This window comes from Streptomyces sp. NPDC098101 (assembly GCF_044760185.1).
Taxonomy (GTDB): Bacteria; Actinomycetota; Actinomycetes; order Streptomycetales; family Streptomycetaceae; genus Streptomyces.
Genome location: NZ_JBIWAS010000005.1, coordinates 340,857 through 354,754, shown reverse-complemented (window position 1 = coordinate 354,754; position 13,898 = coordinate 340,857). Strand labels below are relative to the sequence as shown.

Genomic DNA, 13,898 nt, shown 5'->3' with positions numbered 1-13,898 from the left:
GCCCGGCGCCACCCGCCCATGGGTGTCCGCAGAGACGCGCCCCACCCAACTACCGGTTGCGGCACGGGGGGAAATGCATCGTCGTCCAGGAGATCATCGCAGTTCAAGGGATATCCGACGCCGAATTGCTCACAGGTCGTTCACAGATCACACAAATCCATGACACACGACTCCCCCCGGACGGACGGCCGCGGGGGGCCGCCGTCCGGGGGGAGTCGTGGGAGACCCGGGGAACCGGGCGGGGGTCAGCGCCCGGTGCCGCCGTAGACCACGGCCTCGTCCGAGTCGCTGTCCAGGCCGAAGGCGGTGTGGACGGCGCGCACGGCCTCGTTGACGTCGTCGGCGCGGGTGACGACCGAGATGCGGATCTCGGAGGTCGAGATCAGCTCGATGTTCACGCCCGCGTCGGAGAGCGCGCGGAAGAAGTCCGCGGTGACGCCCGGGTTGGTCTTCATACCGGCGCCGACCAGGGAGATCTTGCCGATCTGGTCGTCGTAGCGCAGCGAGTCGAAGCCGATCGCGCCCTTCGCCTTCTCCAGGGCGTCGATGGCCTTGCGGCCCTCGGCCTTGGGGAGGGTGAAGGAGATGTCCGTGAGGCCGGTGGAGGCGGCGGACACGTTCTGGACGATCATGTCGATGTTGATCTCGGCGTCCGCGACGGCCCGGAAGATGGCCGCGGCCTCGCCCGGCTTGTCCGGCACGCCGACGACGGTGATCTTCGCCTCGGAGGTGTCGTGGGCGACACCCGAGATGATGGCCTGCTCCACCTTCTGGGCTCCTTGCGGTTCGTTGCTGACCCACGTGCCCTGGAGTCCGGAGAAGGACGAGCGGACGTGGATCGGGATGTTGTAGCGGCGCGCGTACTCGACGCAGCGGTGCAGCAGCACCTTGGAGCCGGAGGCGGCGAGCTCCAGCATGTCCTCGAAGGAGATCCAGTCGATCTTCTTCGCCTTCTTCACCACGCGCGGGTCGGCGGTGAAGACGCCGTCGACGTCGGTGTAGATCTCGCAGACCTCGGCGTCGAGGGCGGCGGCCAGCGCGACGGCGGTGGTGTCGGAGCCGCCGCGGCCCAGGGTGGTGATGTCCTTCTTGTCCTGGGACACGCCCTGGAAGCCGGCGACGATGGCGATGTTGCCCTCGTCGAGGGCGGTGCGGATCCGGCCCGGCGTGACATCGATGATGCGCGCCTTGTTGTGGACCGAGTCGGTGATGACACCGGCCTGGCTGCCGGTGAACGACTGGGCCTCGTGGCCCAGGTTTTTGATCGCCATGGCCAGCAGGGCCATGGAGATCCGCTCCCCGGCGGTCAGCAGCATGTCGAACTCTCGCCCGGAAGGAATCGGGGATACCTGTCCGGCGAGATCGATCAGCTCGTCCGTCGTGTCGCCCATCGCGGAAACCACGACGACCACCTGGTGGCCGTTCTTCTTGGCGTCCACGATCCGCTTGGCGACGCGCTTGATGCCTTCGGCATCGGCAACGGAGGAGCCTCCGTACTTCTGCACGACAAGGCCCACGTGCGCTCCTCGCTCAGTCTGTGCCGCAGCCGGCGCTGCGATCGGCTCAGTCTAACGAGGGACTCGAAAACGCCTACGAGGTATCGCATGGTGAGACGACCGGCTCACCACGTGATCACGAAGACGAAATGTCCCGGATGGCCCCGGCGGGCGCGGCGCTCAGTGCTTCAGCGAGCGCAGCCCCAGCGGCCCCGCGATCTCCTGGATCATCACCCGGCCCGCCTCCTCGGCGAGGTCGTCCTCGGTCAGGTCCTCGTCCGTGTCCAGGCCGTCCAGGGCCGCGAGCGGCTGGTCGAGGCGGACGTGGGCGACGAGGGACTGGAGGGCGCGGAGGGTGGCCGAGGCGGTCGGGCCCCAGTTGGAGAAGTACGAGAACTGCCACCACCACAGGGCCTCGCTGGTCCGGCCCGCCCGGTAGTGGGCCAGGCCGTGGCTCAGGTCGGCGACGATGTCCGCCAGGTTGTCCGAGATCCGGGCCGGGACCGGCGCCTTGCGCGGCTCGTACGGGTCGAAGACCTCGGAGAAGACGTCGACCGGGTCCAGGAGCGCGGCGAACCGCTCGCGCAGGTCGTCCGCGTCGGGCTCCGGACCGGTGTCCGTCTCGTAGCGCTCGTCCGGGACGATGTCCTCGTGCGCGCCGAGCCGGCCGCCCGCCAGGAGCAGCTGGGAGACCTCCAGGAGCAGGAAGGGCACCGTGCTGTCCGGCTCGTCGCCCTTGGCCACCTCGGTGGTCGCGACGATGAAGCTCTCGATGGAGTCGGCGATCTGGACCGCGAAGTCGTCGGGGTCCTGCGTGACGGAGTGCAAGGTGGGGTCAGACATGGGACTGCCTTCCTCGGAGCACCCACACGTGGGCTGGGTCGTCATACATCCAGCAGCCTCCGGCCCTCGAAGGCGCGGCCCAGGGTCACCTCGTCCGCGTACTCCAGGTCGCCGCCGACCGGGAGGCCGCTCGCGAGCCGGGTGACCCGCAGGCCCATGGGCTTGATCATCCGCGCCAGGTACGTCGCGGTGGCCTCGCCCTCCAGGTTCGGATCGGTCGCGAGGATCAGCTCGGTGATCGTGCCGTCCGCGAGCCGCGCGAGCAGCTCGCGGATGCGCAGGTCGTCCGGGCCGACGCCCTCGATGGGGCTGATCGCGCCGCCGAGAACGTGGTAGCGGCCGCGGAACTCCCGCGTCCGCTCGATCGCCACGACGTCCTTGGGCTCCTCGACCACGCAGATGACGGTCGTGTCCCGGCGCGGGTCCCGGCAGATGTTGCACTGCTCCTGCTGTGCCACGTTGCCGCAGACCGCGCAGAACCTGACCTTCTCCTTGACCTCCAGGAGCGCGTGCGCGAGCCGCCGGACGTCCGTCGGCTCCGCCTGGAGGACGTGGAAGGCGATCCGCTGCGCGCTCTTGGGACCGACGCCGGGCAGCCTGCCCAGTTCGTCGATGAGGTCCTGAACCACGCCTTCGTACAACGGAACGCCCTTCTCGGGGGTGCTTGATTCTTACGGTAGTGGCTGGGGCCGGACCTTAGAACCCCGGCGGAGGCGGTGCTGTGGACGGACCCCGGGCGGGGGTCTCAGAAACCGAGGCCCGGCAGGCCGCCCATGCCCTGCGCCAGCGGGCCCAGCTTGGCCTGCTGGAGCTGCTGCGCGTTGTCGTTGGCGGCCTGCACGGCGGCGACGATCAGGTCGGCCAGCGTCTCGGTGTCCTCCGGGTCGACCGCCTCGGGGGCGATCACCAGGCCGCGCAGCTCGCCGGAGCCGGTCACGGTCGCCCTGACCAGGCCGCCGCCCGCCTGACCGTCGACCTCGGTCGCGGCGAGCTCCTCCTGCGCCCGGGCGAGGTCCTGCTGCATCTTCTGGGCCTGCTGGAGAAGCTGCTGCATGTTGGGCTGGCCACCACCGGGAATCACGGTCACTCCTGAGGGTCGGTACGTCTGGTTGGTACGTCTGGTCGGTACGTCCGGTCCATATGTCCGGCTCGGTACGCCGAGCCTACGTGGTCCCCGCCCACCCTGCCTCCATCACTCTTTCGGGTGAGAAACTGCAGGCTCCTCTACCTGATCAACCCCCACTTGCGGGCGGAAATCCTGGGATTCCGGGCCCACCGCCCTCCATTCGGCGGTAGGAAGGGCAGGCACCACGTGCACCGCACGCCACAGAAGGACACGAGCGACACGAGCGCCGCACCGAGCGGAGGCGCTGAGCTGAACAGAGGAGTCCCCCGGTGAGCCAGCAGCCGGAGATGCAGCCGCCGGGGCACCCCGGGGGAGACGTCCACCCCGATCCGACCGGCCCTGTTCCGGGCGGCCGCGACCTGACCGGCAGGCCCTTCCCCCTGGGGGACTGGGGCGAGCCGGCCGAACGGCTCGACGAGCTGTACCGCTGGGTGGAGGGCAACGCCCTGCGCACCGCCGAGTGGTACCTCGCCGACCGGGTCTGGAAGCGCCGCACCGCCCGGTTCCTGCGGATCGGTACCGCCGTCGGGGTGATCGCGGGCGCCGCGCTGCCGCTGCTCGACCTGACCGGGGTCGCGGCGGGCACGGCCGGCTGGGGCTACCTCTCGCTGCTGCTCGGCGCCGCCTGCCTGGCCTGCGACCGGTACTTCGGGGTGACGTCGGGCTGGATAAGGGACGTGGCGACGGCCCAGGCGGTGCAGCGGCGCCTCCAGGCGCTCCAGTTCGACTGGGCCTCGGAGAGCGTCCGGGAGGTCCTGGGGCCCACGGAGGGCACCGCCAGCGAGGCGGCCGAGCGCTGTCTGGGCGTGCTGCGCCGCTTCTCGGAGGACGTGACGGAGCTGGTACGGGCGGAGACCGCCGACTGGATGGTCGAGTTCCGCTCGGGCCCGGCGCCGCTGGCGCTCCAGTCGGTCGGCGTGATGCCGTCCCGGCCCGAGAGCGCCCCGCCGGCGGGCGGCCGCTTCCCGCTGCCGCCGGGGACCCGGCCGAACATGCCGCGCCAGCGGCCCCCGGAGACCCGCTGAGGCCTCTCCGGGGGCGCGGGGCACGGCGTCCGGGCTCAGCTCAGGATGATCATCGAGCCCTGGGCCAGGCTCCGGGTCGCCGCCGCGTGCAGCCCCAGCCACACGTGCCGCTCCCGGGCGAAGGGCCCCTGGTCGTACGGGGAGGGGCCGACGGCCGGCTCCTCCAGGGCGGTCGGCCGCTCCGGCGGCAGCGGGGCGGCCGGCGGGTTGGCCGGGTCGATGCCGATCGAGGGCGCCACGAACTCCAGCTCCCGCAGCAGCCCGTGCGAGGAGCCGAGCGGGCCGCCGCCCTCCAGGAGCTCGTCGCTGGCGAGCGGTGCCGGGAAGTCGACCGGCACGTACGCGCCCGCGTGGTCGTAGTGCCAGACCAGGTGCGACTGCTGCGCGGTCGACTCGAACATCTCCAGGAGCTGTTCGTAGTCCCCGCCCAGCTCGCCGACCGGCTCGACCGGGAGCCCGTGCACCTGGAGCAGGTAGGCGCGGCGCAGGAAGTGCAGGGCCTCGTAGTCGAAGCCGGCGACCGGGGCGACGTCGCCGGAGAGCCCCGGCATGTACGCGTAGACGGGCACGGTCGGCAGGCCGGAGGCGCTGAGGACGGCGTCGTAGGCGGCGATCTCTTGGGCGAAGGGGTTGTCGGGGCTGTGGCACAGCACGTCGACGAGGGGGACCAGCCACAGGTCACAGGCCAAGGGAGGCTCGCTCTCCGTCAGTTGCAGGGACGGCCAGGGTAGTCGGATCGTCCGACGACGCCCACCCGCTGAGGACCTGCCCCCGGAGACGGGCCCTCAACCCGCCGGGCCCCGCCCGGGAACCGCCCGCCGCTCAGGCCCCGCCCCGGCGTTCCAGGAGCTCCAGCCGGTCCGCCCACTCCAGCGCGTGCGCGTTGTACTCCCGTACGACCGTCACGGCCGCCGTCGCGTCGCCGCGGGTGACCGCGTCGACCAGGTCCACGTGGCCGCTCCACAGCCACCCCAGGAGGTTCCGTTCGGAGCGCAGGTGGGGCACGGAGAAGGCCCAGGCCTGGACGCGGAGCCGGTGCAGGAAGTCCGCGAGGTGGTCGTTGGCGGCGATCAGGCGGCCCAGCTCGCGCCAGTAGCGGATGTCGTAGCCGATGAGGACGTCCAGGTCACCGGCGCGGGCGGCGCGGGCGGCGGCCTCGCCCCGGCGGCGCACGGAGACGAGCGCGACCCCGATGCCGAGTTCGGGGGCCGGGGGCCGGGTCGCGGCGGCGCGGCGGCGGAAGATGCCCTCGACGACGAGCATCCGGGCCTCCACCATCCGCCGGTAGTCGTCGACGGAGTACTGGTGGACGCGGAAGCCGCGGTGCTGGTCGGAGTCGAGGAGGCCCTGCGCGCAGAGGTCCACGAGGGCTTCCCGCACGGGCGTGGCCGAGACGCCGTACTGCTCCGCGATCTGCTTGACGGTGAACTCCCGCCCGGCCTTGAGACGGCCCGCGAGCACCTCGTCACGCAGCGCGTCCGCGATCTGTTGTCGCAGGGTGTTGCGGGTGACGCCTCCGCTCTCGGGCATGTGTGGTGGGTCCCCTCCGTCCGGCTGCGGACACCCTAGTCCAGACGGAGGGAACCTCTCCGGTACGCGTTCGGGCGGTGGTCTAGACCGTGTGCTCGTCGGCCACCGAGAGGGCCGCGTCCAGGGCCGCGAGCCCCTCCTTGGCCTCCGCCTCGGAGACGTTGCAGGCGGGGACGGCGTGGGTGCGGTTCATGTTCACGAAGGGCCACAGGCCGTGCTTCTTCGCGGCGGCGGCGAAGGCGGCCATGGGCGCGTTGGTCTCGCCGGACGCGTTGTACGGGACGAGCGGCTCGCGCGTCTCCTTGTTCTTGACCAGGTCGAGCGCCCAGAAGACGCCCAGGCCGCGGACCTCGCCGACCGAGGGGTGGCGCTCGGCCAGCTCGCGCAGGCCGGGGCCGAGGACGGTCTCGCCGATGTGCGCGGCGTGCTCGACGACCTTCTCGTCCTCCATGACCCGAAGGGTGGCGACGGCGGCGGCGCAGGCCAGCGGGTGGCCGGAGTAGGTCAGGCCGCCGGGGTACGGGCGCTTGTCGAAGGTGGCGGCGATCTCGGCGCTGATGGCGACGCCGCCGAGCGGCACGTAACCGGAGTTCACGCCCTTGGCGAAGGTCAGCAGGTCGGGCACGATGTCGAAGTGGTCGGCGGCGAACCACTTGCCGGTGCGGCCGAAGCCGGCCATGACCTCGTCCAGGACGAAGACGATGCCGTACCGGTCGCAGATCTCGCGGACCCCGGCGAGGTAGCCGGGCGGCGGGGTCATGATCCCGGCGGTGCCGGGGACGGTCTCCAGGATGATCGCGGCGATCGTCGCCGGACCCTCGAAGGCGATCGTGTCCTCCAGGTGCTGGAGGGCCCGCGCGCACTCCTCCGCCTCGGTGGTGGCGTAGAAGGGCGAGCGGTAGAGGAAGGGCGCCCAGAAGCGCACGACGCCCGCCGAGCCGGTGTCGGAGGCCCAGCGGCGCGGGTCGCCGGTCAGGTTGATCGCGGTGGAGGTGGCGCCGTGGTACGAGCGGTAGGCGGAGAGCACCTTGGTGCGGCCGGTGTGCAGCCGGGCCATGCGGACGGCGTTCTCGACGGCCTCGGCGCCGCCGTTGGTGAAGAAGATCTTGTCCAGGTCGCCCGGGGTGCGCTCGGCGATGAGGCGTGCGGCCTCGGAGCGGACGTCCACGGCGAAGGCGGGCGCGAAGGTGGCGAGCTTCCCGGCCTGCTCCTGGATCGCGGCGACGACCCGGGGGTGCTGGTAGCCGATGTTGGTGTAGACGAGGCCGCTGGTGAAGTCGAGGTAGCGGTTCCCGTCGTAGTCCCAGAAGTACGAACCCTCGGCGCCGGCGACGGCGAGCGGGTCGATCAGGCCCTGGGCGGACCAGGAGTGGAACACGTGGGCGCGGTCGGCGGCCTTGACGGCGGCTCCGGCCCGCGGATCGGGTGCGGCGTGAGGGGTCATGCGGCCGAGGGTAAGGAAACGCAGGTGGGAAGGGCCATGGCCATCTTGTCCACCGAGACCGGGAGGGACGCGACACGTTGTTCTCCCGACCCGCACTCTTGACAGGATGCTGTCGAAACGACAGTCTACTGTCATGACAAACGAGAGCGGCACCCGCATCGTCCACCTCGCCGTCTACGACACCCTCGCGGACTGGGAGACCGGCCACGCCACGGCCTGGCTCGCCCGCGCGGGACACACGATCAGGACCGTCGGCCCGGTCGCCGGAGAGCCCGTCACCACGCTCGCCGGGATCCGGATCGTCCCCGACCTGGCCCTCTCCGACCTGGCCCCCGAGGACAGCGCCCTGCTGATCCTGCCGGGGGCCGAGAAGTACGACGAGGGCGACGAGCTGGCCCCCTTCGCCGCCAAGGCCCGCGCCTTCCTCGACGCCGGGGTCCCGGTCGCCGCGATCTGCGGCGCCACGGCGGGCCTGGCCCGCGAGGGCCTGCTCGACGACCGCCGCCACACCAGCGCGGTCTCCTTCTACCTGGCCGCCACCGGCTACAAGGGCGCCGAGCACTACGTCGACGCGGACGCGGTCCGGGACGGCGACCTCATCACGGCGGGCCCGACCGAGCCGGTCGCCTTCGCCCGCGAGATCTTCGCCCGCCTCGGGGCGTACGAGGGGAAGCGGGACGCCTGGTTCCGCCTCTTCCACGACTCGGACCCGGCGGCCTTCGCCGAGCTGAACGGATGAGCCGCGCGGAGCAGGACGCCCTCTCCCGCACGGCCCTGGGCGTCTTCCGGCTGAACGGCCAGTTCCTCGCCGTCTCGGAGAAGCTGGCCGAGCCGGCGGGCCTGACCGCCGCCTGGTGGCAGGTCCTCGGAGCCGTACTCCCCGAACCCCTGCCGGTCGCCGGGATCGCCCGCGTCATGGGCATCACCCGCCAGAGCGTCCAGCGGGTGGCCGACCTCCTCGTACGGGAGGGCCTGGCGTCCTACGAGCCGAACCCGGCCCACCGCCGCGCCAAGCTCCTCGCCCCCACCGACGCGGGCCGGGCGGCGGTCCGCCGCGTCGACCCGGGCCACGCGGAGCTCGCGGCGCTGCTCCGGCGCGAACTGGGCGGCCAGGAGGCCTTCGACGAGACCGTACGGGTCCTGGATCGGCTCTCCCGGGCCCTCACGGCTCTGGAGGCGTTTGAGCCGGAAGCAGCGGACGCCGCTCCATCAGCTCCGTGACCGCGCTCCTCAGGAGCAGCGGATGCACGAACCGGTCGGGCCCCGTCGGCAGACACCGCCACGCGAGCGGCCAGGTCCGACCGGTCAGCGCGGGCACGGGTACGTAACTCACGTGCGCGGGCCCGGCACTGAACCGGGTCACCCCGCGCGGCCACGACTTGTGGGACGTCGTCCCCGGCGGCACCAGGAAGTAGACCCCGCGCCGCCCGTTCGCCTCGATGACGACCGGCCCCGGGTCGCCGTCGGTGAGCGCCTCCATCCAGTCGGCCAGCCGACGCCCGTCCTCGCCGTCCACTCGAACGGCGTCGAATTGTACGCCGGCCTTACGAAGTTGGAATCCGGAAACTGGAATCCAGTCGACGTTTACTTCCCGATTCTCTTCAATCACGGGGACATGTTCCCGCGCCGACGCTAGCGTTTTCCACGACTGCTGACGGTGCGTCGACACTCTGTCGACCTGCGTCAACGCAGCTTGAATGCAGTCGAATTGGGCGGGGAGCAGTTGAGACCGGTTGAGACCGGTTGAGTTCGAATGGGGAGCGCGATGGTGCGAGCGGAGAACAAGGAACCGGTGGGTCCGGCGGCCCGGATGGCGGCGTCGCTGACCAAGAGAATGCGCACGAGGAAAGGAATGACGCAGGAACAGCTCGGCTCGGTGATGGGTTATACCGGCGCGGCGATCAGCGCGATGGAGCGGATGATCCAGCCGGTGAGCGACGAAATGCTCGTCCAGCTCGAACAGGCACTGAGCAGCGGAACGGGAGTCTTCGAGGAGCTGCGGGAACTCGTACGGCTGGAGAAACTGCCGGAACAGTTCCGGGGGTACGCGCCGATCGAACAGAAGGCGGTGGCGCTGTGGCTGTACGCGAACCACGTCGTCCACGGCCTCTTCCAGACGGAGGCGTACGCGCGGGCGCTGATCGCGGGCGGCTACCCGGAGCCGACGCCGGAACGGGCCGAGGAGCTGGTGGTGGGCCGGATGGCACGGAAGGTGCTGTTCGACCGGAAGCCGGTGTGCGAGATCGAGCTGATCCTCGACGAGTCGGTGCTGAAGCGACCGTTCGGGAACAAAGAGGTCATGCGGGAGCAGCTGGAGTACTTGGCGGAGTGCGCGCGGAGGAGGAACGTGAACCTTCAGGTGCTCCCCATGGACGCGGCGCTGGGCGGAGAGTACGCAGGCGCACACGGCGAGCTGAACATCGTGGAGACCTCGGTCCACGACCGGGTGACCTACCTGGAGGTTCAGCGAGAGAGCCTGCTGATCACCGACCGGGCGAAGGTGAGTGGGCACATGCAGCAGTATGCGAAGATCCGAGCACAGGCCCTGGATCCGCGCAGGTCGCTGGGCTTCATCGAGGAGTTGGCGGGAGTACGGAGATGAACGACACCCTGCAGTGGTTCAAGTCCAGCTACAGCGACAGTGGCGGCGGCAACTGCGTCGAGGTGGCCTTCGCGTGGCGCAAGTCCTCGTACAGCGACGCCAGCGGCGGCAACTGCGTCGAGGTCGCCACCTGCACGCACGCCGTGCACCTGCGGGACTCCAAGCAGCAGGACGGCGGGCCCACGTTCGCCGTGGAGCCCGCCGCGTGGAGCGAGTTCGTCGCCTGGCAGAGCTGACGGCGCGGGCGGCTTCCTGTACGTGCTCGCCCCCGTCCTGGCGACCGGCAACTTCCTCGCCTGATCCAAGGCTGGGAAGCTGCGTCGCCACGGCATAGGGGGCGAGGCGGTCTCCGTCCTCAACGACTGGATGGAGGGGAAGCCCCGGGTGCACTACCGGGTGTGCCTGCCCGACCCGGACGAGGACCGGCGCTTCTGCGCGACCCAGCCGGCGGAGCCGGTCGGGACGACGCACCGCTCCGAGGGCGGGGTCGTCAAGTTCGTCGCGGTCTTCGCGCTCTGCGCGCTCTGCGCGCTCTGCGCGCTCTGCGCGCTCCTGCCGGGAAGCGTCCTCGTCGCCCTCTTCCCGTGACGCCGAGAGGGGCCGGTCCCGCTGGCGCGCGGACCGGCCCCTCACCGACGTACCCGTGCGGACGTCAGCAGTACAGGTTCGCCCCGGTGGGGACGCCCAGGATCTGGGTGTACTGCTGGTACTTGGTGACCCGGCTCTGGACCTGGGCCGGGTTGCCGCCGTTGCACTCCAGGGTGCCGTTGATCGAGCGGATCGTCTCGCCGAAGCCCGCGCCGTTGACCATGGCGTTGTGGCCGGTCATCGTGCCGGGGCCGTTCTGGGTGTTCCAGTACCAGAGGCCGGTGGCCATGGCGACGGCCGGGTCCTGCTCGACGCGCCACGGGTTGCCCAGGAGGTCGATGCCGAGGGCGTCACCGGCGGCCTTGTAGTTGAAGTTCCAGGAGAGCTGGATCGGGCCGCGGCCGTAGTACGCGGCCTGGCCGGCGGGGCAGCCGTAGGGCTGGTTCCGGTCGCAGTAGTGGGGGTAGTTGGCCGTGTTCTGCTCGACGATGTAGTAGAGCCCGGCGGTCTCGTGGGAGACGTTGGCGAGGAAGGCCGCGGCCTCCTGCTTCTTCACGGTGTCGCTGCCGGTGTTGGCGAAGCCGGGGTACGACTTGAGGGCGTTGACCAGGCCGGCGTACGTGTAGAACGGGTTCCGGTTCGGGAACATCTGGTTGAACTGGGCTTCGGAGACGACGAAGTTGGGGTTCTCGCCGCCACCGCCGCCGGTGCCGCAGGCGCCCTCGTCGCGCCAGACGTCCGAGGAGCCGGGGCGCTCGTTCTGGGTCCACCACTTCGCGTACCAGTTGCGGCCGTTGTACGAGGCGGTCTTGCCGCCGGTGTAGACGGTGGAGGAGTTCCAGGCGGTCACACAGGCCGGGGCGGCACCGGCGGTGGTCGCGGGGAGCAGTACGGCGAGGCCTACGGCCGTACAGAGCGCGGCGAACAGGGTGAGCAGCTTGCGGAGCATCGCTCGTCCTTCCGGGTGGGGGGGTCCGGGTTCGGGAAGGGCCAGCGAAGCGTGATTGGTCTGGACCTGTCAAGGTCTAGACCAGAATTCGTGACAGGGGGCGGGCACGCGAAGGGCCCGGGGCGGACGAAACCGTCCGCTCCGGGCCCGTTGTTCAGGGCAACGCCCCGCTGGTTACAGCAGGTTGAAGCTCTGGAAGCCGTGACCGATCTTGACCGGCTTCGCGAACGGAGCCGCGGCGCTGCCCGTACCCGAGTAGCGGTACAGCTCGCCGTTCGCCTTGCGGGCGATCAGGTCCGTCTTGCCGTCGAAGTCGAGGTCGCCCACGGACAGGACACGGTCGTACGTGTTCCAGCCGCCACCGATCTGCGTACGGGCGGCGAAGGGGGCCTTGTAGTTCCCCGTGCCCTTGTACAGCCACAGGACACCGGTCTTGTCCCTGGCCACGATGTCGGCCTTGCCGTCACCCGTCAGGTCGCCCAGACCGGCGATCTGGCTGTACGTGTTCCAGCCGCCACCGACCCTGGTACGGGCGGTGAGACGGCCGTCCGGGTAGGAGAGGTAGCTCCACAGCACACCGGCCTTGTCGACGCCGAGGAGGTCGTACTCCTTGGCGCCGCCGATGCTGCCCGGCGAGAAGACCGTGGTGTAGGTGTTCCAGCCGTTGCCGACCTTCTTCTCGACGTAATCCTCGCCGACGATCCCGCTGAACCGCAGGTCACCGTTCTTGAAGAGGGTCCATTCGCCGTCGGCGAGGTTGTCCTGGTCGAGGTCCAGACCGATGATGTCGACGACACCGGGCTCGGCGGGCCCGACGCCCTCGGCGGGGGCGAAGCCGCCGTTGAGGTTGGGGACGAAGAAGTAGTGCTCCCCGCTCTTCTTGTGAATGCCGTCCATGATGAAGATGGGCGCCTTGATCAGCTCGTCCTGGGCGTCGAACGCGCCCACCCGCGAGGTGCGCTCGGCCAGGAACTGAGCCTTGGCCTCGGCGCGGGCCTGGCCGGGTCCGACCGGAGCACCGGCGGCGAAGGCCGTGCCCGCGGCGGTCGCCGCGGCGACGGTGACGGCGGTGGCCACGAGCGCCCCCCGGAGCACGTGCCGACGTCGGTTCTTGATCATAAAGATGTCCCCCCTGCGTCATTCATCGGCGGCGCGTGGTGCGAACCGCCGGTGCTCCGAAGCCTCTCACACGAGCTTCACCGAACGCACAGGAGATCCCTGTCACTTGCACCACGTGCGCCCACCGATGAGCGTCGCGGGCCGGGCCCTCAGATCAGCAGCACGATCCGCCCCGGCCGGTGCCCCGCCTCCGCGCGGCGGTGGGCCTCGGCGGCCGAGGCCAGGGGGACGATGTCCGCCGTGCGGGTGGTCAGCTCGCGGGCGGCGACGCCGTCCAGGATCGCCTTCAGGCGGGCGGCGTCCGGGCGGGGGCGGATCGCGGTGACGTCGATGTCCCGGACCCGGTCCGGCAGCCGCTCCCCGGAGGCCGAGACGAAGGTCCCGCCGTCCCGCAGGGCGGGCAGCAGCGGGGCGCCGATGAGCGCGGCGTCCAGGACGGCCGCGACCCCCTCGGGGACGTGGGCGCGCACCTTGGCGACGACGTCCGCCGGGTCGCCGCGCGGGATCAGCTCCTCGGCCCCGAGCCGGAGCAGCTCGTGCCGGTCGTCCTCCTCGGCGAGGGCGATCACCCGGTACCCCGCGGCGGTGGCGTGCTGGACGGCGAAGCGGCCCACCACCCCGCCGGCCCCGCTGACCAGGACCGGGGAGCCCTCGGGGAGGTCCAGCTCGTCGACGGCCTGGTAGGCCGCGAGGGCGGAGAGCGGCACGGAGGCGGCCGTGGTGAACTCCATGTCCTCGGGGATCGGCGCCAGCCACTCGGGGTCGGCGCGGATCACCTCCGCGTACGAGCCCTCCCCCGTGCCCTCCGTCACCCAGGGGATGAAACCGGCCACCCGGGTGCCCTCGGGGAGGCCCGGCGCGGCGTCCAGGAGCACGCCCGCGAAGTCGAAGCCGAGGACGAAGGGCGGGGCCAGCTCGCCCAGGAAGGCGGCCCACTGCCCGGAGCGGATCCTCAGGTCCGCCTGGTGCACGGCGGCGGCCTTGAGCCGTACGCGCACCCGGCCCGGGACGTCACCGGCCTCCGGCTCGGGACGGTTGGCGATCCTGAGGACCTCGGGTCCGCCGTAGGAGATCACTTCGACGACGCGCATGGGGCACTCCTGCACTGCTCGTGTACCGCTTCGTGTACTGCTCGTGTACTCCTCGTACGGATGCCCCCTCGTGGCCATTACACAG

Annotated in this window: 17 protein-coding genes; 6 read left to right on the top strand and 11 right to left on the bottom strand. The window is 71.0% G+C overall.

The features are described from left to right. Window positions 1-245: 245 nt before the first annotated feature. From ACIQVI_RS24530 to ACIQVI_RS24515, 4 genes are all read right to left on the bottom strand, one after another. Entirely contained in the window at window positions 246-1,517 is a 1,272-nt protein-coding gene (locus tag ACIQVI_RS24530; protein WP_121829779.1) for an aspartate kinase, read from the bottom strand. Window positions 1,518-1,676: 159 nt separating this feature from the next. Beyond that, a complete protein-coding gene (locus ACIQVI_RS24525; protein WP_351973050.1) occupies window positions 1,677-2,339 on the bottom strand; it encodes a DUF5063 domain-containing protein in 663 nt (220 codons plus the stop codon). A gap of 41 nt (window positions 2,340-2,380) precedes the next feature. Further along, window positions 2,381-2,980: a recombination mediator RecR gene (gene recR, locus ACIQVI_RS24520; RefSeq protein WP_121829781.1), complete on the bottom strand. Its 600-nt coding sequence runs from the start codon at window positions 2,978-2,980 to the stop codon at window positions 2,381-2,383. Between the two features lie 104 nt (window positions 2,981-3,084). Then, entirely contained in the window at window positions 3,085-3,420 is a 336-nt protein-coding gene (locus tag ACIQVI_RS24515) for a YbaB/EbfC family nucleoid-associated protein (RefSeq protein ID WP_351973051.1), read from the bottom strand. 332 nt (window positions 3,421-3,752) lie between these two features. Between ACIQVI_RS24515 and ACIQVI_RS24510 the strand changes: the two genes are divergently transcribed. Further along, window positions 3,753-4,490, top strand: coding sequence for an SLATT domain-containing protein (locus tag ACIQVI_RS24510; protein ID WP_403599808.1), 738 nt, complete (start codon window positions 3,753-3,755; stop codon window positions 4,488-4,490). Window positions 4,491-4,525: 35 nt separating this feature from the next. On the opposite strand, the gene ACIQVI_RS24505 is transcribed toward ACIQVI_RS24510, so the two are convergent. From ACIQVI_RS24505 to ACIQVI_RS24495, 3 genes are all read right to left on the bottom strand, one after another. After that, window positions 4,526-5,179 carry a hypothetical protein gene (locus ACIQVI_RS24505; RefSeq protein ID WP_403599407.1) on the bottom strand — a complete coding sequence of 218 codons (654 nt, stop codon included), beginning with the start codon at window positions 5,177-5,179 and terminating at the stop codon, window positions 4,526-4,528. A 133-nt stretch (window positions 5,180-5,312) separates the two neighbouring features. After that, the gene (locus ACIQVI_RS24500) at window positions 5,313-6,020 is read right to left on the bottom strand and encodes a GntR family transcriptional regulator (protein WP_351973054.1); all 708 of its coding nucleotides are present in this window, start codon (window positions 6,018-6,020) and stop codon (window positions 5,313-5,315) included. Between the two features lie 82 nt (window positions 6,021-6,102). Continuing rightward, window positions 6,103-7,464, bottom strand: a complete 1,362-nt coding sequence (locus ACIQVI_RS24495) for an aspartate aminotransferase family protein (RefSeq protein ID WP_403599404.1) — start codon at window positions 7,462-7,464, stop codon at window positions 6,103-6,105. 133 nt (window positions 7,465-7,597) lie between these two features. On the opposite strand from ACIQVI_RS24495, the gene ACIQVI_RS24490 reads away from it, so the two are divergent. Both ACIQVI_RS24490 and ACIQVI_RS24485 read left to right on the top strand, forming a co-directional pair. Beyond that, window positions 7,598-8,203 carry a DJ-1/PfpI family protein gene (locus ACIQVI_RS24490; RefSeq protein ID WP_403599401.1) on the top strand — a complete coding sequence of 202 codons (606 nt, stop codon included), beginning with the start codon at window positions 7,598-7,600 and terminating at the stop codon, window positions 8,201-8,203. After that, window positions 8,200-8,685, top strand: a complete 486-nt coding sequence (locus ACIQVI_RS24485) for a MarR family winged helix-turn-helix transcriptional regulator (RefSeq protein WP_403599398.1) — start codon at window positions 8,200-8,202, stop codon at window positions 8,683-8,685. The genes ACIQVI_RS24490 and ACIQVI_RS24485 overlap by 4 nt, the downstream gene beginning before the upstream one ends. Here ACIQVI_RS24485 and ACIQVI_RS24480 read toward each other — a convergent pair. Continuing rightward, window positions 8,627-9,073 carry a hypothetical protein gene (locus tag ACIQVI_RS24480; RefSeq protein WP_351973058.1) on the bottom strand — a complete coding sequence of 149 codons (447 nt, stop codon included), beginning with the start codon at window positions 9,071-9,073 and terminating at the stop codon, window positions 8,627-8,629. The two genes, ACIQVI_RS24485 and ACIQVI_RS24480, sit on opposite strands and share 59 nt — an antisense overlap. A gap of 156 nt (window positions 9,074-9,229) precedes the next feature. On the opposite strand from ACIQVI_RS24480, the gene ACIQVI_RS24475 reads away from it, so the two are divergent. The 3 genes from ACIQVI_RS24475 to ACIQVI_RS24465 all read left to right on the top strand — a co-directional run bounded on the left by ACIQVI_RS24475 (window position 9,230) and on the right by ACIQVI_RS24465 (window position 10,654). Continuing rightward, entirely contained in the window at window positions 9,230-10,066 is an 837-nt protein-coding gene (locus ACIQVI_RS24475) for a helix-turn-helix transcriptional regulator (protein ID WP_351973059.1), read from the top strand. After that, window positions 10,063-10,302, top strand: a complete 240-nt coding sequence (locus tag ACIQVI_RS24470) for a DUF397 domain-containing protein (RefSeq protein ID WP_351973060.1) — start codon at window positions 10,063-10,065, stop codon at window positions 10,300-10,302. Before ACIQVI_RS24475 ends, ACIQVI_RS24470 begins: the two co-directional genes overlap by 4 nt. A gap of 130 nt (window positions 10,303-10,432) precedes the next feature. Continuing rightward, window positions 10,433-10,654 (top strand): hypothetical protein, encoded by a 222-nt coding sequence (locus tag ACIQVI_RS24465; protein ID WP_403599393.1) that lies wholly within the window; start codon window positions 10,433-10,435, stop codon window positions 10,652-10,654. 64 nt (window positions 10,655-10,718) lie between these two features. Here the strand turns inward: ACIQVI_RS24465 and ACIQVI_RS24460 are convergent, their stop codons facing one another. The 3 genes from ACIQVI_RS24460 to ACIQVI_RS24450 all read right to left on the bottom strand — a co-directional run bounded on the left by ACIQVI_RS24460 (window position 10,719) and on the right by ACIQVI_RS24450 (window position 13,813). Further along, on the bottom strand, window positions 10,719-11,603 hold the full coding sequence (locus ACIQVI_RS24460; protein WP_351973062.1) for a glycoside hydrolase family 19 protein: 885 nt from the start codon (window positions 11,601-11,603) through the stop codon (window positions 10,719-10,721). Between the two features lie 174 nt (window positions 11,604-11,777). After that, complete coding sequence (locus ACIQVI_RS24455; RefSeq protein ID WP_403599389.1) at window positions 11,778-12,722, bottom strand: FG-GAP repeat domain-containing protein; 945 nt, start codon at window positions 12,720-12,722, stop codon at window positions 11,778-11,780. A gap of 149 nt (window positions 12,723-12,871) precedes the next feature. Further along, window positions 12,872-13,813, bottom strand: a complete 942-nt coding sequence (locus ACIQVI_RS24450) for an NADP-dependent oxidoreductase (RefSeq protein WP_403599386.1) — start codon at window positions 13,811-13,813, stop codon at window positions 12,872-12,874. Window positions 13,814-13,898: the final 85 nt, after the last annotated feature.

Excerpts from the sequence above, each read along its gene's own strand:
- ACIQVI_RS24525 (WP_351973050.1), bottom strand. The coding sequence starts at position 2,339 with ATGTCTGACCCCACCTTGCACTCCGTCACGCAGGACCCCGACGACTTC.
- ACIQVI_RS24510 (WP_403599808.1), top strand. The coding sequence starts at position 3,753 with ATGCAGCCGCCGGGGCACCCCGGGGGAGACGTCCACCCCGATCCGACC.
- ACIQVI_RS24500 (WP_351973054.1), bottom strand. The coding sequence starts at position 6,020 with ATGCCCGAGAGCGGAGGCGTCACCCGCAACACCCTGCGACAACAGATC.
- ACIQVI_RS24495 (WP_403599404.1), bottom strand. The coding sequence starts at position 7,464 with ATGACCCCTCACGCCGCACCCGATCCGCGGGCCGGAGCCGCCGTCAAG.
- ACIQVI_RS24490 (WP_403599401.1), top strand. The coding sequence starts at position 7,598 with ATGACAAACGAGAGCGGCACCCGCATCGTCCACCTCGCCGTCTACGAC.
- ACIQVI_RS24485 (WP_403599398.1), top strand. The coding sequence starts at position 8,200 with ATGAGCCGCGCGGAGCAGGACGCCCTCTCCCGCACGGCCCTGGGCGTC.
- ACIQVI_RS24475 (WP_351973059.1), top strand. The coding sequence starts at position 9,230 with ATGGTGCGAGCGGAGAACAAGGAACCGGTGGGTCCGGCGGCCCGGATG.
- ACIQVI_RS24470 (WP_351973060.1), top strand. The coding sequence starts at position 10,063 with ATGAACGACACCCTGCAGTGGTTCAAGTCCAGCTACAGCGACAGTGGC.
- ACIQVI_RS24465 (WP_403599393.1), top strand. The coding sequence starts at position 10,433 with ATGGAGGGGAAGCCCCGGGTGCACTACCGGGTGTGCCTGCCCGACCCG.
- ACIQVI_RS24460 (WP_351973062.1), bottom strand. The coding sequence starts at position 11,603 with ATGCTCCGCAAGCTGCTCACCCTGTTCGCCGCGCTCTGTACGGCCGTA.
- ACIQVI_RS24455 (WP_403599389.1), bottom strand. The coding sequence starts at position 12,722 with ATGATCAAGAACCGACGTCGGCACGTGCTCCGGGGGGCGCTCGTGGCC.
- ACIQVI_RS24450 (WP_403599386.1), bottom strand. The coding sequence starts at position 13,813 with ATGCGCGTCGTCGAAGTGATCTCCTACGGCGGACCCGAGGTCCTCAGG.